Source organism: Novosphingobium sp. (genome assembly GCF_037133355.1).
Classification (GTDB): domain Bacteria; phylum Pseudomonadota; class Alphaproteobacteria; order Sphingomonadales; family Sphingomonadaceae; genus Novosphingobium.
The window spans coordinates 401,059-420,132 of record NZ_JBAXOI010000001.1; the positions used below are offsets into that span (position 1 = coordinate 401,059).

Sequence of the window (19,074 nt, forward strand, 5' to 3'; positions counted from 1 at the left end):
CTTTTTTTGTGCTCGCGAGGGGTACGCCCGCCCCTTACCCGGGACGCCTTGCGCTCGCGCGCCGAGGCGCCTAGATAACCGGAGCAGATCAGTCCGATTTCATATCGGGCGCAATCCGGGAACACGCGATGCGACTTTCGAGCATGGCCGACTATGCCGTGGTGACGATGAGCGCCGCCGCGCGCCATTGTGGCCGCCATGGCGCCGGCAGCGCGCGCGTTTCGGCGCAGCAGCTGGCCGACGAAACCGGATTGCCGGTGCCAACGGTACAGAAGCTTGTCAGCAAGCTATCGGCCGCAGGGCTGCTCAAGTCCGTGCGAGGCCTTGGCGGCGGGCTCAAGCTGGCGCGTCCGGCAGCCGCGATCACGCTGGCCGATATCGTCGAGGCGGTCGAAGGGCCGATCGCGCTGGCGCCGTGCAGCGTGCATGGCCGCCATGATTGCACGCTGGAAGCCGAATGCACCGTGCGTCCGCATTGGCCGATGGTGGACGAAGCGCTGCGCGGCGCGCTGGCGGGTGTTTCGCTCATTCAGCTGGCACGGCCTGTTCCGGCAGGAGCCCCGGCATGAGCGAGGATACCGGCATCGAGATCAAGGACCAGGCCGCGCGCGATGCTGCGGCCCGCGTGGCGGACTATGAGCATGGCTGGTCGTCCGACATCGAGCAGGAATACGGGCCCAAGGGCCTTTCCGAAGACACGGTCCGCTACATCTCGGCCAAGAAGGACGAGCCGGAGTGGATGCTGGAGTGGCGGCTCAAGGCTTATCGCCATTGGCTGACCATGCCGACTCCGGACTGGGCCAAGCTCAGCATTCCGCCGATCGACTACCAGGAGGCCTATTACTGGGCCGCGCCCAAGGTGAAGCCCAAGCTCGGCAGCCTTGACGAAGTCGATCCCGAGATCCTGCGCATCTACGAGAAGCTCGGCATTCCGCTCGAGGAGCAGAAAGTGCTCGCGGGCGTGGAGGGCGCGCGGAAAGTGGCGGTCGATGCGGTGTTCGACAGCGTTTCGGTTGCGACGACCTTCCGCAAGGAGCTCGAAGCGGCAGGGGTGATCTTCCGCTCGATCAGCGAGGCGATTCGCGAATATCCCGAGCACGTGCGCAAGTGGCTTGGCCGCGTCGTGCCGATGCAGGATAACTACTTTGCGGCATTGAACTGCGCGGTCTTTTCCGATGGCACATTCGTCTACATTCCCGAGGGCGTGCGCTGCCCGATGGAGCTTTCGACCTATTTCCGCATAAATGCGGAGAACACAGGGCAGTTCGAGCGCACGCTGATCGTCGCCGACAAGGGGGCTTACGTCTCCTACCTCGAAGGCTGCACCGCCCCGCAGCGCGACGAGAACCAGCTGCACGCGGCCGTGGTCGAACTGGTCGCGCTTGATGATGCCGAGATCAAGTATTCGACCGTGCAGAACTGGTATCCGGGCGATGCGGACGGCAAGGGCGGGATCTACAACTTCGTCACCAAGCGCGCGCTGTGCCAGGGAGCACGCAGCAAGGTTTCGTGGACGCAGGTCGAAACCGGCTCGGCGGTGACGTGGAAGTACCCGAGCTGCGTGCTCAACGGCGAGGGCTCGGTCGGCGAGTTTTATTCAGTGGCGGTGACGAACAACCACCAGCAGGCCGATACCGGCACCAAGATGATCCACAACGGGAAGAACACCCGCTCGACCATCGTGTCGAAGGGGATCAGCGCGGGCCACTCGAACAACACCTATCGCGGCCTCGTCCGCGTTGCCCCGCAGGCCGAGGGCGTGCGCAACTTCACCCAGTGCGATTCGCTGCTGCTCGGCGCAGACTGCGGCGCGCACACGGTGCCCTATATCGAGGTGCGCAATCCCAGCGCGACGATCGAGCACGAGGCGACCACGAGCAAGATTTCCGACGACCAGCTCTTCTACGCGATGCAGCGCGGGCTGGCGCAGGAAGATGCGATCGCGCTCATCGTGAACGGCTTCGCGCGCGAAGTGCTGCAGCAGCTGCCGATGGAGTTTGCCGTCGAGGCGCAGAAGCTGCTGGGGATTTCGCTCGAGGGGTCGGTCGGGTGAGCGAAGCGATGACCCTTACCGTGCGCCCCGTAACGGTCGACGACGCCCCAGCACTGGCTGAGCTGCTCAACGCGGTGATCGCGGCGGGCGGGACCACCGCGCTGGAGGAGCCCTTTTCGCCCGAGGCGCTGGACGAGACTTATCTGACCGGTCCGAACGTGCACTGCTGCTTCGTGGCCGAGGACGAGGACGGCACGCTGCTCGGTTTTCAGACCTTGGGGCGCTATCCCGGCCTGCCCGAGGATGTGGGTGATATCGGCACGTTCGCGCGCCTCGGCGGCACGCAGCGCGGGATCGGTTCGGCTTTGTTCGCGGCGACCACCCGGCGCGCGGCCGAACTCGGCCTCAGCGCGATCAATGCGACGATACGCGGCGACAACAGCGGCGGCCTCGCGTTCTATACCAAGCAGGGCTTTGTCGATCACGATGTCACACCGGGCGTGCCGCTCAAGGATGGGACGCCGGTGGACCGCGTGCACAAGCGTTTTGCTCTGGCCGTCGAGGCACCGGCAAAGCGCAAACTTTCGGTGCGCTTCGGCGGGGATGATGCGCCAACCCTGCAGAAGAAGGGGCGCGGCTGGGCGATTTCCGAATCGCGGCTCGATGCCCTGCACGAGCGCGCGCGCGAGATGCGCCGCAATCCGAGTCCGGCGCAGGAAGCCTTGGCCGACGCTCTCACCCGCGTCGAAACCGGCGGCTACACCTTCAAGCGGCAGGCGGTTATCGGTTCGGCAGTTGTCGATTTCGCCTGCAAGCAGCTGATGCTGGTGGTCGAGATCGATGGCGATGAAGACGCCGCTTTCACCTCCGCGCGCGACAAGAGCCTGACCGAAGTGGGCTACCGGGTGGAGCGCATTGCCGCAGCCGACGTGCTTGCCGATCCTGCCGCCGCTGCCGCGCGCGTTTCTGATGCGATGCGTGCCCTTCATGCCGAACGCCGCGCCAAGCGGTCTGCCCCCAGGCGCGCCGCGCCGCGCTCACCCCGGAACTATTGATGCTCACAATCGACAACCTTTCCGCCACCGTTGCCGACAAGCCCATCCTCAAGGGTCTGTCGCTCACCATCAACGCGGGCGAGATCCATGCGATAATGGGGCCGAACGGCGCGGGCAAATCGACGCTGGGCTACACGCTTGGCGGGCGGCCGGGCTATGAAGTGACGGGCGGTTCGGTGGACTTCGACGGGCAGGACCTGCTCGCGCTGGAGCCGCACGAACGCGCGGCAGCGGGGCTGTTCCTCGGCTTCCAGTATCCGGTCGAGATTCCCGGCGTTTCCAACCTGCAGTTCCTGCGCGAGGCGCTCAATGCGCAGCGCAAGGTGCATGGGCTGGAGCCGCTTTCGGGCGCGGCGTTCATCAAGCTCGCCAAGGAGAAGGCCGCGCTGCTGCGCTTCGACATGGACATGCTCAAGCGCCCGGTGAACGTCGGCTTTTCGGGCGGCGAGAAGAAGCGCGCCGAGATGGTGCAGATGGGCATTCTGGCGCCGAAGCTGGCGATCCTCGACGAGACGGATTCGGGCCTCGACATCGACGCGCTGCGCATCTGCGGCGAGGGGATCAACGCGATCATGCGCAAGCCCGACAAGGCGGTGCTGCTGATCACGCACTACCAGCGCCTGCTCGATTACGTGAAGCCGGACTTTGTCCATGTGCTCGCGGGCGGGCGGATCGTGAAGTCGGGCGGGCCGGAACTGGCGCTCGAACTGGAAGAGCATGGCTACGAGGCGGTTGCGGCATGAGCCTGCTGCTGGCCCTTGCGGCGGCCGCGGCACCCGCGCCTGCGATGCCGGAAGCCTTCCACGGCGAATGGGCGCCCTCGGCGGCGGCATGCGCGGACAAGTATGCGAAGCGCATCGTGACCGGGCCGATGAACACCGAGGGTGATTATTGGGGCGTGGTAAAGGCAGTCGATGTCGTCGATGCCCGCCACATCGTGGTGCGCGAGGGCGACGATGATTTCGGCGTGCTGCTGACGGCGGACTACAGCCTCGGGTCGGACGGCAAGACCCTGACGCTGCGCATTCTCGACCGCAACGGCAGCAAGATGCCCGAAGCACCGATCCCCATGGTGCGCTGCGAGGTGCCGCATGGCTAGTCTCGCTCTCCCAACCCGCAAGGACGAGGCCTACCGCTATGCCGATCTGGCCGCACTGGCGCCGCTATGGCCGGTCGCGGTGGAGGAAATCCACGTGCCTGCCGGTGCAAGCGAGGCGCTGGCGATCATGGCCCGTGCCGAACACGCCGAAGCGCGCGAGATCGCCATCACACTGGACGAGGGTGCGAGCTTTGATCTGCGCGTGCTCAACGCAGGCGCCGCTTATGGGCGGATAGCGGTGACGGCGACGCTGGGCCGGGGTGCTTCGTTCCACTTCGGCGCGGCGCAGCTGGGCGGCGGGACGCAGACGCTGGAGATCGTGACCGAAGTACGCCACATGGCGCCGGACGCGGTGAGCCGCCAGGTCGTGCGGTCGGTGCTTGGCGGGCAGGCGACGGGCACCTACCTCGGCAAGGTCCACGTCGCGCGCGGGGCGATCGGCACCGATGGCGAGCAATCAATTCGGGCGATGCTGCTTGAGCGCACTGCTACGGCCAATGCGCGGCCCGAACTCGAAATCTACGCCGATGACGTGAAGTGCGCGCATGGCTGCGCGGTGGGTGAGCTGGATCCGCAAGGCCTGTTCTACCTGCAATCGCGCGGGCTGCCGCCGGCGGAGGCGAAGAAGCTGATGCTCCATGCGTTCATCGCGGAGGCCTTTGTCGGCGCGCCCGAGGGCGAGGCGCTGACCGAGGCAGCGCTCGCAGCGCTGGAGGGTTTGCTGTGAGCGAAGTGGCCTCTTCTTCCCCCCTTCGACAAGCTCTGGGTGAGCGCGAGGGGGACTTTGCCGCGGTTTGGCCCGGTCTCGTCAATGCCGAGGGCAAGCGCTGGCACTATCTCGATACCGCCGCCACCGCGCAGAAGCCGCAGAGTGTCATCGACGCCATGGTTCGCGCGATGGGCGCGGATTATGCGACGGTTCATCGGGGCGTTTACAGCCGTTCGGCGGAAATGACGCTTGCCTATGAGTCTGCGCGGCGGACCGTGGCGGCGCTCATCGGCGGGGCAGAGCACGAGCTCGTCTTCACGCGTGGGGCCACCGAGGCGATCAACCTTGTGGCGCAGAGCTGGGGCGTTGCGAACCTCAAGCCGGGTGACCGCGTGCTGCTTTCACAGCTTGAGCACCATTCGAATATCGTGCCGTGGCAGCTGATCCGCGCGCACACCGGCCTCGAAATCGATGTCTGCCCGCTGACTGAGGACGGACAGATCGATCTCGATGCGGCGGAGCGCATGCTGACCCCGGCGCACAAGCTGGTGGCCTTCGCGCATGTCTCCAACGTGCTGGGCTCGGTGCTCGATGCGCCGCGCGCGGTGGCTTTGGCCCACGCCGTCGGCGCGAGGATTCTGCTGGACGGCTGCCAGGCGGCGGCGCGGCTGCCGGTGGATGTCGCCGCTCTGGGCTGTGATTTCTATGTGTTTTCAGCGCACAAGCTTTACGGGCCGACCGGGATCGGGGCGCTTTGGGCACGGGCCGAGCTGCTCGATGCCATGCCGCCGTGGCAGGGCGGCGGCTCGATGATCGACCGCGTCACCTTTGCCGAGACGACCTGGGCCCCCGCGCCGCAGCGCTTCGAGGCGGGTACGCCGGCGATTGTCGAGGCGATTGCCTTCGGTGCGGCGGCGGATTTCCTGACCGGTGCGGGGCTTGACGCGATCCACGCGCACGAGGCGCGGCTGGTCGCCAAGGCGCGCGATGCGCTGCTCCGGATCAATACAGTGCGCCTGTTCGGGCCTCAAGATAGCGCCGGGATTGTCAGCTTTGCGCTCGAAGGTGTGCACCCGCACGATCTCGGCACGATCCTCGACGAGGAGAACGTGGCGATCCGCGCCGGCCACCACTGTGCGCAGCCGCTCATGGAGCATCTGGGCGTCCCGGCAACGGCGCGCGCGAGTTTCGGGATTTACAGCGATGAAAGCGATGTCGCGGCGCTGGTGCGCGGCATCGAGCGGACTTTAAGGATATTCGGATGAGCCGGATCGAAATCGAGGAAGTTGAAGGCGTCGAGCCGCCGCGCCGTGCGCGCGTTGAAGAAGCCGTGGAAACGCCTGCCGAAAAGCTGGAGCGCAAGCGCGATTATCTGGACGGCTTCCTGTCCGAAAAGCCAGCCGCCGCCGCGCCGGGCGAGCCGGGGGGCGATATCTACGAAGGCGTGGTGGCCGCGCTGAAGGAGATTTTCGATCCCGAGATTCCGGTCAATATCTATGACCTGGGCCTGATCTACGGCGTGGACGTGAGCCCCGAGGGCTCGGTCGTGGTGTCGATGACGCTGACCACGCCGCATTGCCCGGTGGCCGAATCGATGCCGGCGGAAGTCGAACTGCGCGTCGAGGCGGTGCCCGGCGTGCGCGATGCCGAGGTCAATCTGGTGTGGGACCCGGCCTGGGACCCGCAGAAGATGAGCGATGATGCCAAGCTTGAGCTTGGCATGCTGTGATCCAGCCTGGGGGTGGGCAAGGGCCAGCCGCATCCCTAGATAGAACAGGCCCACCCCCGGCCCCTCCCGCAAGCGGGAGGGGGGAGACAGTGCAGTGACCGAGACCATCAACCGCCCCAAAGTCCGCCAACGCCCCGCAGCGGTGATCCTCACGCCTTCGGCCGAAGCGCGGGTTGCCAAGCTTATGGCGAACGCGCCGGAAGGGGCGATCGGCGTCAAGCTTTCGACCCCGCGCCGGGGCTGCTCGGGCCTCGCCTACTCGGTTGACTATGTCGACGCGGCCAATCCGATGGACGAGCGGATCGATACGCCCGGCGGCACATTCTTCATCGACGGGGCTTCGGTGCTCTATCTGATCGGCAGCACGATGGACTGGCAGGAAGACGATTTCACCGCCGGCTTCGTGTTCCAGAACCCCAATGCAAAGGGCAGCTGCGGCTGCGGCGAGAGCTTCACGGTCTGAGGTGGGCCGGCTGCGGCCTTACAGCCTGCGCATGCGGATCGGTGCGGGTTCGGTAATCAGGGTTTCGACCTGACGCGAGCCGAGCGGCCGCGCGAACTCAAGGCCGATGCGGGCACGGTCGGACCAGCGGATGATCGCGCGGGTGACAATCGAGCCGAAATCGATCTCGACGAACTGGCCATTGGCCCCGTCGGTCAGATCGTTGCTCTCGATCTGACAACCATAGCGCGAGATATCGAAGATGCGCTGGACGCGGCCGTGCATCGGATCGCCCGCGCGCTGGCGCTGCACACGGCGGTTGTCCGTCTCGATACCCTGCGACAGCATTCTGGCCGGAACCTGCATGTGCTTCCCCATTGCGACGGGACCCATATGCAGCGGTGTGGGTAAACGTTTCCTGTGCCTTCAATGCCTAACACGGGGTGAAGGCGGCATTTACTCTTCGGCGAGGAAGGCGAGCAGCGCTTCTTCCAGCGGATCGGAATGGCCGTCGGCATCGATCCGGCTTTGCAGCCACGAGTGCTCGGCCCCGGTCACTGCGGCCTCTGCGCTGGCTTCCGCGGCAAAGTCGCGCGTGGGCGTCTGGCTGCCGCCCAGCACATCGCGTGCGGCAGTGCGCAGCGCGGCGGCGTCGGTGCGGGCCATGCGGCCAAAGAAGCGGCTTAGACCGGTCGAGGTGTCGGCCATGAAGCTCTCAAGCTCGGCCGCACGTTCGCGCGTCACGCTCCGGGCGTTGTTCCAGCCTTGCAGGTAGTTGCCCACGCCTTGCACGAAAAGGCGCTGCCAGTCAGCCGCATTGGGCTGCCCCAGCGTCGCATCCTTGAGACGGAAAAGCATTTCGGCCTCGGCCTTGCTAACCGCTGCCGGGCGGTCGCCGCCGCTGGCGAAGATCACGCGCCGCACCAGATTGCATTCGGCTTCCGTGATCGAGCCGGCATCGAGCGCACCGCCGCTGCGGGTCGGTCCTTCGCCGGTGAGGACTGCGCGCTCGATCTGGGCGAGCGCATAGGCCTTCAGCGAATCCGGCGTGCCAAGCGCCTTTTCAAGCACGCGCACGAGGAGTTCGAGTTCGGCCTGCGAATCGAGGCGGCCATCATGGTCGAGCCGGGCGATGAGCCAGTCTGCGGTCGCATCCGCGACATAGCCCTTGGGCTCTGTGCCATTGAGCACGTATTCACCCACCGCCTCGACGAGAAAGTCGGTCCATTCGGGTGGCTTTTCCGCAACGAGGTCATTGATCGCGAGAATGGCCTCGGCCTCTCCTCCGTCGATCCGTCCGTCGGGCCAGGCGACGCGGCGCAGCGCCAGCACTTCCTCGGCGCTGATCGCGCCGTCGGCAGCGGCCTGCCGGGCAAGCTCGGGGAAATTGATCGTCATCGGGCGTCCGTCCGCTGTCCTTGTGGCGGACACGTATGCGGCGAAGAGGGTTTATTTGAGGTTACCTTGTCAGCCGAACAGCCGGACCAGCGCCAAGAGGCCCGATACCCCCAGCAGCAGCCCGACAAAGCCGCGCCACAGTGCATCGCTCACTTTGCCAAAAGCGAGGCCGCCCAGATGGTTGCCGATCAGGACCGGCCCGAACAGCAGGAGGGCGAAGACCGCGTCGCGCCAGGAGGCGAGCCCGAGAGCGAGAGCCGCCGCGGTGCTGGCGGTGGAGGTGAGGAGGAACACGGTGAACATCGAGGCGCGCGCCACTTCGCGCGGGATCGGGCGGCGCAGGTAATACGGCACGACCGGCGGCCCCGGCATTCCGGCGAAACCCGTGAGCAGACCCGCTGCAACGCCGGTCAGCCCTGTTTCGACGCCGCCCGGGGCGTGCCCGGGCTTTGCGGGCAGGAGCACCAGCAGGAAAGCGGCGATTGCCACCGCCGCAATCACGACTCGCGCCACGGCGGGCGGCGTGGCGAAGAGCGCGAGGAGGCCCAGCGGCGTCATCAGCATGGCGAGACCGCCGATCACGCCGGCGCTTTTCTCGCCCACGTTCCACACCTTGCGCGCGCCGACGAGGCCGATCAGCAGGCCGAGCATGTTGGAGACGACCACCGCTTCGCCGGGCCGGATCACGAGGCCGATCAGCGGCACCAGCAGGATAGCCATGCCAAAACCTGCAAGGCCGCGCACGAAGGCGGCCACAAAGGCCGCCACCGCGCAAAGCCCCAGCGAGAGCAGCGGAAGATCGAGCGCGATCAGGCCCGCAGGTCCGGCGGGGTTGCTTCGCTCCTGAGCAGGGCGATGGTTTCGGCGAGAGGGATCACTTTCTGGTGCTGTTCGCCCAAAGTGCGGATCGCGACAGTGCCTTCCTCCGCCTCACGCTTGCCGACCACCAGCAGGTAGGGGACCTTCTGCAAGGAATGCTCGCGCACCTTGTAGTTGATCTTCTCGTTGCGCGTGTCGGTCTCGGTGCGGATGCCGGCGGCGCGCAGCGCGGCGGTGGCCTCGTGCGCATAGTCGTCGGCATCGGAGACAATGGTCGCGACCACGGCCTGCACCGGGGCGAGCCAGGCGGGCAGGCGGCCGGCGAAGTGCTCGATCAGGATGCCGATGAAGCGCTCGTAGGAACCGAAGATCGCGCGGTGCAGCATGACCGGGCGGTGCTTCTCGCCGTCCTCACCGACATAGGCGGCATCAAGCCGTTCGGGCAGCACGCGGTCTGACTGCAAGGTGCCTACCTGCCAGGTGCGGCCGATCGCGTCGGTCAGGTGCCATTCGAGCTTGGGCGCGTAGAACGCGCCCTCGCCGGGGAGTTCCTCCCAGCCATATTCGGCAGTGGCAAGCCCGGCCTCGATGACGGCATTGCGCAATTCTTCCTCGGCCTTGTCCCACATCTCCTCGCTGCCGAAGCGCTTCTCGGGGCGCAGTGCGAGCTTGATCGCGTAGGTAAAGCCGAAGTCCTTGTAGATCCGATCCGCCAGCGCGCAGAAGGCGCGGGCTTCGCTGACGATCTGGTCCTCGCGGCAGAAGATATGCGCGTCGTCCTGCGTGAACTGGCGCACGCGCATCAGGCCGTGGAGCGCGCCATGCGGCTCGTTGCGGTGGCAGCAGCCGTTTTCGTAGAAGCGCAGCGGCAGCTCGCGGTAGGACTTGAGGCCCTGCCGGAAGATCAGCACGTGCGCCGGGCAGTTCATCGGCTTCAAGGCCATCCAGTCGGCCTCGCCCGAAATCACCGGACCCTCGTCCTCGGTATTTGGCACCTCGTCGGGGATGACGAACATGTTCTCGCGGTACTTGCCCCAGTGGCCGGACTGCTCCCACTGGCGCGCGTCCATGACCTGCGGGGTCTTGACCTCCTTGTAGCCCGCGCCGTCGATGGCACGGCGCATATAGGCCTCGAGTTCGCGGTAGATGCGGAAGCCCTTGGGGTGCCAGAATACGCTGCCGTGCGCTTCCTGCTGGAGGTGGAACAAGTCCATCTCCGCGCCCAATTTGCGGTGATCGCGCTTGGCGGCTTCCTCAAGGCGCGTGAGGTGCGCGTCGAGCTGCTTCTTGTTGAGCCAGCCGGTGCCGTAGACGCGGCTGAGCATCGCGTTGGCCTGATCGCCGCGCCAGTACGCGCCCGAGACGCGCGTGAGCTTGAACGCCTGCGGATCGAGCTTGCCGGTGGAAGCGAGGTGGGGCCCGCGGCACATGTCGAGCCAGTCGCTGCCGGACCAGTAGACGGTGAGTTCCTCGTTCTCGGGGAGTTCGGCGGCCCATTCGGCCTTGAAGGTCTCGCCCTCGGCCTGCCAGCGCGCGATCAGATCGGCGCGGCTCCAGACTTCGCGGCGGAGCGGCTTGTCCGCGGCGATGATCTTGCGCATGGCTTCTTCGATCGCGGGGAGGTCGTCCTCGGTGAAGGCGCGGTCCTTGGGCGCGAAGTCATAATAAAAGCCGTCGTCCGTGCTCGGGCCGAAGGTGATCTGCGTGCCAGGGAACAGCGCCTGCACCGCTTCGGCCAGCACGTGGGCATAATCGTGGCGGACGAGTTCGAGCGCATCGGCTTCATCGCGCGCCGTAACGAGCGCAAGCGCGGCGTCGCCTTCGAAGGGGCGGGTAATGTCGAAAAGCTCGCCGTTCACGCGCGCGCCGATGGCGGCCTTGGCCAGGCCCGGGCCGATTGCGGCGGCGATGTCCGCCGGGGTGGTGCCGGGCGCGACTTCGCGCGACGAACCATCAGGCAGGGTGATCTTGAACATTTCGGACATGGACGCTCTCGCTGGTTTCGCCTGTTTGGCGATCAGGCGCGCTTTGGCAGAAACCGCGCCGCGCCGGAAGGCCTGTTGTCCGCCCCGGTTTGGGCAGCAAGGCGGGTCTTGCCCCTTGCCCACCGGGCCCGAGGTGGCAAAAGGGCGGGATGATCCAGCACTTCAACCTGCCTTCGGGCGAGAACATGGCCTACCGCTACTTGCCGGGCGAGGGGCCGGTGGTGCTGTTCCTGCCCGGCTACATGTCCGACATGCGCGGAGGCAAGGCACAAGCCGTCATGGCCTGGGCCGAAGCACGGGGTCGGGCCTGCCTTCTGCTCGACTATACCGGCTGCGGGCAAAGCGAGGGTGTGTTCGCCGAGAAGTCCCTGCCGCTATGGCGCGACGAAGTGATCGCGCTGCTGGGCGGGCTCGGCATCGAGCGGGTGGTGCTGTGCGGATCGAGTATGGGCGGTTGGCTCATGCTCCTGCTGGCCGAGGCTTTGGGGGCAAGGGTTGCGGCGCTGGTCTGCCTCGCGCCCGCGCCCGATTTCACCGACTGGGGCTATGACGCCGCGCAGAAGGCGCTGCTGGCGCGGGGCGAGACGCTGCTTCAGGACAACCCTTATGGCCCCGAGCCGACGCCGACTTATGCCAAGTTCTGGAAGGCGGGGCAGCAGAGCCTGCTGTTGGCACGCGGTGTGGCGTTCGATGGACCAGTGCGGCTGATCCATGGGCAGGCCGATCCCGATGTGCCATGGGAGGTCTCGTTGCGGCTGGCGGCGGCGCTGCGTTCAGCCGATGTGCAGGTCCTCCTGATCAAGGACGGTGACCACCGCCTCTCGCGCCCGGGCGATATCGCGCTGCTGCTGCGCACACTGGGCGAATTGCCGGAACAGGCTTGAAGGACCTTTCATGCTCATCTTTCTGCCCGTGATGCTTGCCGCCGTACTGGTGCCGCCGCTGCCGGCTGCGCCGGTCATCTGGCACCAGATCGGCCCCAATCCGCGCCCGATGGAACCCTCGCCGCTGCCGATCCCGCGCCGCAAGCGCGTGACCGAAGTGCCGCCGCCAGTGCCGGGCGAGGCGCAACCTGCCACGCAGAGTGCGACCCCGGCCTCCGCTCCGGTGCGGTCACGCAAAGGCACCTGTCTGACGGCCTACAGCGATCCCGCCGAGGCCATTCGGGCGACGCGGGCCTTGCTCGCTGCAACGCCTGCCGCGCCTGCCAATGCCGCGCGGGGATCGGCGGCGCATTGCCTCGGTGTTCTGCTGTTTGACAGCGGCGACTACGCGGGGGCCCAAGGCGCCTTTGCAGAGAGCGCGGCCCAAGTTCCCGCCACCGACATAGCCGCGCGTGCCGCGCTGCAGGCCATGGCTGGAACGGCTGCGTTGGCGGCTGGCAAGGCGGAAGATGCCCTCGCGTGGTTCGACAAGGCTCTCGCCGATCCGCCGTCCAAGGCGCCGACTGCGGCCGAGAATGCAGATCGCGGCGCGGTCCAGATCGACCGCTCGCGCGCGCTTGTCGCGCTGAACCGGCTGCCCGAAGCCAGCGGTGCGCTGGAGGAAGCGCATCGGCTGGCGCCCAACGATCCCGAAGGTTGGCTGCTCTCTGCCACGCTCGGACGGCGCGGCAAGGATCTGGAACGGGCGCAGCGCGATATAGAGGTGGCGGCGGGGCTCGCGGCGCACGGCGATCCGCTCGGGGCCCAGATCGGGCTCGAGGCCGGGGTCATCGCCATGCTCGACGGGCGCGAGGAAGCCGCGCGCAAATCGTGGGATTCGGTGATCGCGCTTGCGCCCGCGAGCCCCGAGGCCTTGACCGCGAAGGGATATCTTGACCAATTGGGGCCTGCGCCCGCTGCGGCACCCGCCCCAGCTCCAGCCACTGCAACCGCGCCGGAGTCTCCGCGATGAGCCTTGCTAGCCTCAAGCTGTCCGTCCTCGATCTCGTTCCGGTGCGCGAAGGCGGTACGGTGGGCGAGGCGCTTGCCGACGCCGCATCGCTCGCGCAGACAGCGGAAGCGCTGGGCTACAACCGCTTCTGGGTGGCCGAGCACCATGGGATGGAAGGGATCGCCGGGGCAGCGGTTTCGGTGGTGCTTGCGCATCTGGGGAACGCGACCTCGCGCATTCGCCTCGGTTCGGGCGGGATCATGCTGCCCAACCACAACCCGCTGGTAATTGCCGAACAGTTCGGTGCGCTTGATGCGCTGTTCCCGGGCCGCATCGACCTCGGGCTCGGCCGCGCCCCTGGGGCGGACCAGCGGATCCTGCGCGCGCTGCACAAGGACATCCACAAGGCGGCCGAAGATTTCCCGAACGACGTCGTCGAGCTGCAGCTGCTTTTCGCTGGCGATCCGCGGCTGCCCTTGCAAGCAACGCCGGGCCTCGGTGCGCAGCCGGAGATGTGGATTCTGGGATCGAGCCTGTTCGGCGCACAGCTCGCCGCGATGCTCGGCCTGCCCTATGCCTTCGCCTCACATTTCGCGCCCGATCATCTTGATGCGGCGCTGACGCTCTACCGCGAGCGGTTCCAGCCCTCGGAGCGGCTCGACCGGCCTTACGTGATGGCCGCGATCAACGTGATTGCTGCCGATACCGACGAGGAAGCGGTGCTGCTGGCCTCCTCGATGGACCAGTCCTTCGTCCGGCTGCGCACCGGCTCGCCTGGCAAGTTGCCGCCGCCGGTCCCGGGTTACCGCGAGAGCCTGCATCCGTCGGCGCTCGCGATGCTCGACCACATGCGGCAGGTGAGTGCGATCGGCAGCGTTTCGACTGTGCGCGAGCGCATCGCCGCGTTCCGCGCGCGGACCGGGGCGGACGAACTGATCGTTTCGGGTTCGACCTTCGATCCGGCCTTGCGCCACCGTAGTCTGGCCCTGACCATGGAGGCCCTGAAGGCTGACGTAGCCATAGCGGCGTGAACGCCTTGCCGAGCTGAACGTTAAGGCTCCTCCCGCTTGCCTCTGCGCCGATGCCAGAGTAGGTTACGCATTATTAGTTCATGAGTGTGACATAAAATTACACACTCATAGCGACAAGAAGGCGCGCCCGAGGCGGGTGACAGCGCCGGGATGCAGGAGCGACCATGGCTACGAAATCCGCCGCGAAAGCGGGCGAAACCGGTGCGGATTCCAAACTCGCCGAGGAGCTGGCCGCACGCTTTGCCGCCGCGCTGCTGCCCGCCGAAGCTGCCGAGTTCGAACCGGTGCGGATCGCCGCGGCCGCGCGCTTCACGCTTGCGGCGGCGGCACAGCGCTCCGGCGCCGACCCGGCCATCGCCATCGAGAGTATCGGCGGGCAGTCCTCAGGCGGTCAGGCACCGGGTGGTCAGGGCGGCAGCCGGCACTTGCGGATCGCGGTGATCAACGATGACATGCCGTTCCTCGTCGATTCGATCGCGGCGACGATCTCGGCTCAGGGGCTTGCCATCGACCGGCTGGTGCACCCGGTCGTGGCGGTGCGGCGGGATCCGGAAGGACGGCTTCTTGGCCTGCCCGATGGCGAAGCGGTGGGCGAACGCCGCGAATCGATGGTCTATCTCGAGACCGAGCGTGTCGATGCGCGCGAGCGGCGCGAGCTTGTGGCCGCGCTGCGTGCCACTTTGGCGGATGTCCACACCGCCGTTGCCGATTGGCCGCGCATGCAGGCGGCAATGCAGGAAGACGCACGCACGCTCCCCGATCAGGAAGGCGCGGCGCTGCTGCGCTGGCTGGCGGACGGGATGCTGACCCAGCTCGGCCATGTTATCCAGAACCGGGATGGCACGCCGGGCCAGGCGCTGGGCATCTGCCGCGCAAGCGATGCGCCGCTTCTGGCGAAAGCGAGCTATGCGCGGGCCTTCGCGTGGTTCGACCGGCTGGGCGAGCGCGGCGCCGAAGCGCCCCGGGCGCCGCTCGTCGTCAAGGCCAATCGCATCGCCCGCGTGCATCGCCGCGTGCCGCTCGACTTGTTCATCGTGCCGGTGCTCGAAGGCGGCAAGGTGGTCGCGCTTTCGGTCCACGCCGGGGTCTGGACCAGCGCCGCGCTCGCCGCCGCGCCCGACCGCATCCCGCGCATGCGCAGCCAGCTTGAGGCCCTGATGGCCAAGTTCGGGTTTGCGCCGAACGGACACGCCGGAAAAGCGCTGGCCCATGCGCTCACCGCTCTGCCGCACGATCTCCTGATCAGCTTCGACGACCACGATCTCGAACGCATCGCCACCACGATGATGAGCCTGATCGACCGGCCGCGCGCACGCCTCGCGCTCGTGGCGGCGCCACTTGCGCGCCATCTGTTCGCTTTTGTGTGGCTGCCGCGCGATGCGCAATCGACCGAAGTGCGGCTGCAGGTGCAGGCCATGCTGGAAGCGGCAAGCGGCGCCCCGATCCTTGACTGGAGCCTCTCGGTCGAGGGCAGCACGCTCGCGCTGATGCGCTTCGTGATCGACATCCGCGACGGCTCTGCTTTGCCTGACGAGGTCGCGCTCGACACCGCCTTGCAGGCCCTAGTGCGCGGCTGGGGTGCAGCGGTTGAGGCCGAGCTCGCGAAGGGCGAGGATCCGGCGCGCGCTGCCGCAATCGCCGCCCGCTATGCCGATGCCTTTCCGGTTGGCTATCGCAGCGCCTATGGCCCGGCCGAAGCGGCCGGCGATATCCGCGTGCTGCGCGCGCTGACGCAGGCAGGCGCCCCGCGCCGCGCCGCAAGGCTCCACCGCCTGCGCGGCGAGGAGGGGCTGCGGCTCAAGCTCTACCAGCGCGAGGGCGCGATCGTGCTTTCCGATGCGGTCCCGGTGCTCGAGAACTTCGGTTTCCGCGTCCTGGAGGAAGTGCCGACCGCGCTCGACAAGGGGCGGCTGGGCTTCATCCATGATTTCCTTGTGGCGCTGCCCGAAGGGATCGACAGCGAGGCGCTGCTGGCGCGCAGCGGTGCCATCGAGGAATCGCTCGCTGCCGTGCTCAACGGCGCGGCGGAAGACGACATGTTCAACCGGCTCATCGTCACGGCCGGGCTCACCGCGCGCGGCGCGAACTGGATGCGCGCGTGGTATCGCTACTTGCGGCAGGCGGGGATGACCTTCTCGATCGCGACGGCGGTCGAGGCGCTGAAGAACGCGCCGCAAGTGACGCGCGGGCTGATCGGGCTGTTCCTGGCGCGCCATGATCCTGCCTTCGACGAGGACCGCTCGGAAGCCGAGGCGCGATTTGCCGACCAGATCCGCGGTGGCCTTGCGGGAGTTGCCGCGATCAACGACGACCGCCTGCTGCGCCAGTTCCGCGCGCTGGCCGAAGCGATTCTGCGCACCAATGCGTTCAGCCCGGCTGCAAGCGAGGCGCTGGCGTTCAAGATCGATTCGGCGCTGGTGCCCGGCCTGCCGCGCCCGGTGCCGTGGCGCGAGATCTTCGTCTACAGTCCCCGCGTCGAAGGCATTCACTTGCGCGCCGGGCCGGTGGCGCGCGGCGGCCTGCGCTGGTCCGATCGGCGCGACGACTTCCGCACCGAAGTGCTGGGCCTGATGAAGGCGCAGCGCGTGAAGAACGCGGTCATCGTGCCGACGGGGGCCAAGGGCGGGTTCTATCCCAAGCAACTCCCCGATCCCGTCCGCGCGCGCGAGGCGTGGCTGGCCGAGGGTCGGGCAAGCTACGAAGTGTTCATCCGCACGCTGCTGTCCGTCACCGACAATATCGTCGGGGGCGAGGTGGTTCATCCGGCGGGGGTGATGATCCGCGACGGCGAGGACCCCTACTTCGTCGTGGCGGCAGACAAGGGCACCGCGACGTTCTCGGATATCGCCAACGCGATTGCCGAGTCCAAGGGCTTCTGGCTCGACGATGCGTTCGCAAGTGGCGGCTCCAAGGGCTACGACCACAAGGCCATGGGCATCACCGCGCGCGGCGCTTGGCTTTCGGTGCAGCGCCATTTCCGCGAACTCGGCGTCGATGTGCAGACCCAGCCGATCACCGTGGCGGGCTGCGGCGACATGTCGGGCGATGTGTTCGGCAACGGGATGCTGCTTTCGAAGGCGCTCAAGGTAGTGGCGGCGTTCGATCATCGGCATATCTTTTTCGATCCTTCGCCCGATCCGGCGGCAAGCTGGGCCGAACGCGCACGCATGTTCGCGCTGCCGCGCTCTAGCTGGGATGATTATGACAAGGCGCTGATTTCCAAGGGCGGCGGGGTCTATGCCCGGACGATGAAGCTGATCCCGCTGTCCGATGAGGTGCGCGCCCTGCTCGGCGTCGAAGCGGCGGAGCTCGATCCCGAATCGCTGATCACCGCGATCCTCAAGGCGCCGGTCGATTTGCTCTGGTTCGGGGGCATCGGCACTTATGTGAAGGCCTCAAGCGAAAACAACGTGGCGGTGGGTGATCCTGCCAACGACGGTTTGCGCATCGATGGCGCGGACGTGCGTGCACGGGTGATCGGCGAGGGGGCCAATCTCGGCACCACGCAGGCCGGGCGCATCGAGTATGCGCTGATCGGCGCCAGAGGGCGCGGCGGGCGGATCAACACCGACTTCATCGACAATTCGGCCGGTGTCGATTGCTCGGACAACGAGGTCAACATCAAGATCGCGCTCGCTTCGGCCAAGCGCGCCGGGCGGCTGGACGAGCCGGGCCGGGTCGAGCTGCTGGTTTCGATGACCGACGACGTCGCCCATCTGGTGCTGGAGGACAACCGGCTGCAGGCGCTCGCGCTCTCGATCGCCGAGCGCGGCGGGCCGGGTGCTGCGCCGGCCTATGCGCGGCTGGTCGATGTGCTGGAGGAAGGCGGCGACCTCGACCGCAAGACTGAGGGGCTGGCCTCCAGCGAAGACATGCTGCGGCGTGCGGCGGCCGGACACGGCTTCACCCGGCCCGAACTGGCGGTGCTGCTCTCCAGTGCCAAGCTCGTGCTCCAGCGCGCCCTGGAAGAAAGTCCGGTGGTCGATGATCCGGTGCTCGAGGACCAGCTCTTCGCCGCGTTCCCCACGCAAATGCGGGAACGGTTTGCCGAGGACATCGCGCACCACCGCCTGCGCCGCGAACTGATCGCGACCAAACTCGCCAACCGGATCGTCAATGATCTGGGGCCGGTTCATCCCTTCGAACTGGTCGAGGAGGAAGGCTGCAGTCTGGCGCAAGTGGCGGCCGCGTTCGTTGCGGCGGAGCGACTGCTTGACCTGAAGGGCATCTGGGCACTGCTCGATGGGCCGAAGGGGGATGCGATACCCGAACCGGCGCGCCTCGCGCTCTATGCCCGCATCGCCGAGACGCTGCGCGGCCATATTGCCGATGTGCTGCGCGCCGGGCGCGGCAGCCTCGCACCGGGCGCGCTGATCGCGGAGCTGACGGCGGGTGTCTCGCAGCTGTCTGCGTCCACCGGCGAACTGCTGCAAGGCGAGGCCAAGGTGCAGGCGCGGCGGCTGCTGGCGGAATTGACCGAGGCCGGCGCCCCGCCGGAAGCGGCGCGCCGCATCGCGCATCTGGTCGATATGGACGGCGCCATCGGGTTGGCTCACCTTGCCGCCACGCGGGGGATCGACCCAGCCTTGCTGACCGCCGCGTTCTCCGCCCTCGGTACGGCACTGGGGCTCGACTGGGCGCAGCAGGCAGCGAGCCGGCTCAGCCCGTCCGATCCGTGGGAGCGGCTGCTGGTCGCGGGGCTGGCGCGCGATTTCCAGCAGATGCGGCTCGATTTCCTCGCCCGCGCCGAAGGACAGGACCCGGGCGCTGCGGTAGCGCAGTGGCTTGCGGTGCAGGCCGCGCCGGTGCGCAATTTCCGCGCGCTGACCGGCCGGGCGCAGGCAACGGCGGCGCCCGCACCTGCAATGCTGGCGCAGTTGGCAAGCCAGGCGCGGACGCTGCTTGCGCGGTAAAGACTGTGCCGGGACGGACAATCTGA

General features: G+C 67.3%; 17 protein-coding genes. 13 read left to right on the forward strand and 4 right to left on the reverse strand.

Translation table 11 applies throughout. The features are described from left to right. The first annotated feature begins 128 nt into the window (after window positions 1–128). The 9 genes from WCL10_RS01995 to WCL10_RS02035 all read left to right on the forward strand — a co-directional run bounded on the left by WCL10_RS01995 (window position 129) and on the right by WCL10_RS02035 (window position 7,048). Window positions 129–569, forward strand: coding sequence for an Rrf2 family transcriptional regulator (locus tag WCL10_RS01995; protein WP_336893928.1), 441 nt, complete (start codon window positions 129–131; stop codon window positions 567–569). Beyond that, the gene (gene sufB / locus WCL10_RS02000; RefSeq protein ID WP_336893929.1) at window positions 566–2,053 is read left to right on the forward strand and encodes a Fe-S cluster assembly protein SufB; all 1,488 of its coding nucleotides are present in this window, start codon (window positions 566–568) and stop codon (window positions 2,051–2,053) included. Before WCL10_RS01995 ends, sufB begins: the two co-directional genes overlap by 4 nt. After that, the gene (locus WCL10_RS02005) at window positions 2,050–3,048 is read left to right on the forward strand and encodes a GNAT family N-acetyltransferase (protein WP_336893930.1); all 999 of its coding nucleotides are present in this window, start codon (window positions 2,050–2,052) and stop codon (window positions 3,046–3,048) included. Before sufB ends, WCL10_RS02005 begins: the two co-directional genes overlap by 4 nt. Next, window positions 3,048–3,791 carry a Fe-S cluster assembly ATPase SufC gene (gene sufC / locus WCL10_RS02010; RefSeq protein WP_336893931.1) on the forward strand — a complete coding sequence of 248 codons (744 nt, stop codon included), beginning with the start codon at window positions 3,048–3,050 and terminating at the stop codon, window positions 3,789–3,791. Before WCL10_RS02005 ends, sufC begins: the two co-directional genes overlap by 1 nt. Further along, a complete protein-coding gene (locus tag WCL10_RS02015) occupies window positions 3,788–4,147 on the forward strand; it encodes a hypothetical protein (RefSeq protein ID WP_336893932.1) in 360 nt (119 codons plus the stop codon). Before sufC ends, WCL10_RS02015 begins: the two co-directional genes overlap by 4 nt. Beyond that, window positions 4,140–4,874: a SufD family Fe-S cluster assembly protein gene (locus tag WCL10_RS02020; protein ID WP_336893933.1), complete on the forward strand. Its 735-nt coding sequence runs from the start codon at window positions 4,140–4,142 to the stop codon at window positions 4,872–4,874. The genes WCL10_RS02015 and WCL10_RS02020 overlap by 8 nt, the downstream gene beginning before the upstream one ends. 35 nt (window positions 4,875–4,909) lie before the next feature. Further along, window positions 4,910–6,121 carry a cysteine desulfurase gene (locus WCL10_RS02025; protein WP_336893989.1) on the forward strand — a complete coding sequence of 404 codons (1,212 nt, stop codon included), beginning with the start codon at window positions 4,910–4,912 and terminating at the stop codon, window positions 6,119–6,121. Continuing rightward, a complete protein-coding gene (locus WCL10_RS02030; RefSeq protein ID WP_336893934.1) occupies window positions 6,118–6,585 on the forward strand; it encodes an SUF system Fe-S cluster assembly protein in 468 nt (155 codons plus the stop codon). Before WCL10_RS02025 ends, WCL10_RS02030 begins: the two co-directional genes overlap by 4 nt. A 94-nt stretch (window positions 6,586–6,679) precedes the next feature. Then, window positions 6,680–7,048, forward strand: a complete 369-nt coding sequence (locus tag WCL10_RS02035) for an iron-sulfur cluster assembly accessory protein (RefSeq protein WP_336893935.1) — start codon at window positions 6,680–6,682, stop codon at window positions 7,046–7,048. A gap of 18 nt (window positions 7,049–7,066) precedes the next feature. Here WCL10_RS02035 and WCL10_RS02040 read toward each other — a convergent pair whose 3' ends face one another. The 4 genes from WCL10_RS02040 to thrS form a co-directional block, all read right to left on the reverse strand. After that, window positions 7,067–7,420: a PilZ domain-containing protein gene (locus tag WCL10_RS02040; protein WP_336893936.1), complete on the reverse strand. Its 354-nt coding sequence runs from the start codon at window positions 7,418–7,420 to the stop codon at window positions 7,067–7,069. 63 nt (window positions 7,421–7,483) lie between these two features. Further along, on the reverse strand, window positions 7,484–8,425 hold the full coding sequence (locus tag WCL10_RS02045; protein ID WP_336893937.1) for a hypothetical protein: 942 nt from the start codon (window positions 8,423–8,425) through the stop codon (window positions 7,484–7,486). A 69-nt stretch (window positions 8,426–8,494) separates the two neighbouring features. Then, a complete protein-coding gene (locus WCL10_RS02050; RefSeq protein ID WP_336893938.1) occupies window positions 8,495–9,193 on the reverse strand; it encodes a sulfite exporter TauE/SafE family protein in 699 nt (232 codons plus the stop codon). Between the two features lie 41 nt (window positions 9,194–9,234). Beyond that, window positions 9,235–11,229, reverse strand: a complete 1,995-nt coding sequence (gene thrS / locus WCL10_RS02055; RefSeq protein ID WP_336893939.1) for a threonine--tRNA ligase — start codon at window positions 11,227–11,229, stop codon at window positions 9,235–9,237. 149 nt (window positions 11,230–11,378) lie between these two features. Here thrS and WCL10_RS02060 point away from each other — a divergent pair, with 149 nt between their 5' ends. The 4 genes from WCL10_RS02060 (at window position 11,379) to WCL10_RS02075 (ending at window position 19,048) form a co-directional block, all read left to right on the forward strand. Next, window positions 11,379–12,113, forward strand: coding sequence for an alpha/beta hydrolase (locus WCL10_RS02060; protein WP_336893940.1), 735 nt, complete (start codon window positions 11,379–11,381; stop codon window positions 12,111–12,113). A gap of 10 nt (window positions 12,114–12,123) precedes the next feature. After that, window positions 12,124–13,125, forward strand: a complete 1,002-nt coding sequence (locus WCL10_RS02065) for a hypothetical protein (protein WP_336893941.1) — start codon at window positions 12,124–12,126, stop codon at window positions 13,123–13,125. After that, window positions 13,122–14,135: an LLM class flavin-dependent oxidoreductase gene (locus WCL10_RS02070; RefSeq protein WP_336893942.1), complete on the forward strand. Its 1,014-nt coding sequence runs from the start codon at window positions 13,122–13,124 to the stop codon at window positions 14,133–14,135. Before WCL10_RS02065 ends, WCL10_RS02070 begins: the two co-directional genes overlap by 4 nt. A 164-nt stretch (window positions 14,136–14,299) precedes the next feature. Beyond that, on the forward strand, window positions 14,300–19,048 hold the full coding sequence (locus tag WCL10_RS02075; RefSeq protein WP_336893943.1) for an NAD-glutamate dehydrogenase domain-containing protein: 4,749 nt from the start codon (window positions 14,300–14,302) through the stop codon (window positions 19,046–19,048). The last annotated feature ends 26 nt before the right edge of the window (window positions 19,049–19,074 follow it).

Excerpts from the sequence above, each read along its gene's own strand:
- WCL10_RS01995 (WP_336893928.1), top strand. The coding sequence starts at position 129 with ATGCGACTTTCGAGCATGGCCGACTATGCCGTGGTGACGATGAGCGCC.
- sufB (WP_336893929.1), top strand. The coding sequence starts at position 566 with ATGAGCGAGGATACCGGCATCGAGATCAAGGACCAGGCCGCGCGCGAT.
- sufC (WP_336893931.1), top strand. The coding sequence starts at position 3,048 with ATGCTCACAATCGACAACCTTTCCGCCACCGTTGCCGACAAGCCCATC.
- WCL10_RS02015 (WP_336893932.1), top strand. The coding sequence starts at position 3,788 with ATGAGCCTGCTGCTGGCCCTTGCGGCGGCCGCGGCACCCGCGCCTGCG.
- WCL10_RS02020 (WP_336893933.1), top strand. The coding sequence starts at position 4,140 with ATGGCTAGTCTCGCTCTCCCAACCCGCAAGGACGAGGCCTACCGCTAT.
- WCL10_RS02030 (WP_336893934.1), top strand. The coding sequence starts at position 6,118 with ATGAGCCGGATCGAAATCGAGGAAGTTGAAGGCGTCGAGCCGCCGCGC.
- WCL10_RS02040 (WP_336893936.1), bottom strand. The coding sequence starts at position 7,420 with ATGGGTCCCGTCGCAATGGGGAAGCACATGCAGGTTCCGGCCAGAATG.
- WCL10_RS02045 (WP_336893937.1), bottom strand. The coding sequence starts at position 8,425 with ATGACGATCAATTTCCCCGAGCTTGCCCGGCAGGCCGCTGCCGACGGC.
- thrS (WP_336893939.1), bottom strand. The coding sequence starts at position 11,229 with ATGTCCGAAATGTTCAAGATCACCCTGCCTGATGGTTCGTCGCGCGAA.
- WCL10_RS02060 (WP_336893940.1), top strand. The coding sequence starts at position 11,379 with ATGATCCAGCACTTCAACCTGCCTTCGGGCGAGAACATGGCCTACCGC.
- WCL10_RS02065 (WP_336893941.1), top strand. The coding sequence starts at position 12,124 with ATGCTCATCTTTCTGCCCGTGATGCTTGCCGCCGTACTGGTGCCGCCG.
- WCL10_RS02070 (WP_336893942.1), top strand. The coding sequence starts at position 13,122 with ATGAGCCTTGCTAGCCTCAAGCTGTCCGTCCTCGATCTCGTTCCGGTG.
- WCL10_RS02075 (WP_336893943.1), top strand. The coding sequence starts at position 14,300 with ATGGCTACGAAATCCGCCGCGAAAGCGGGCGAAACCGGTGCGGATTCC.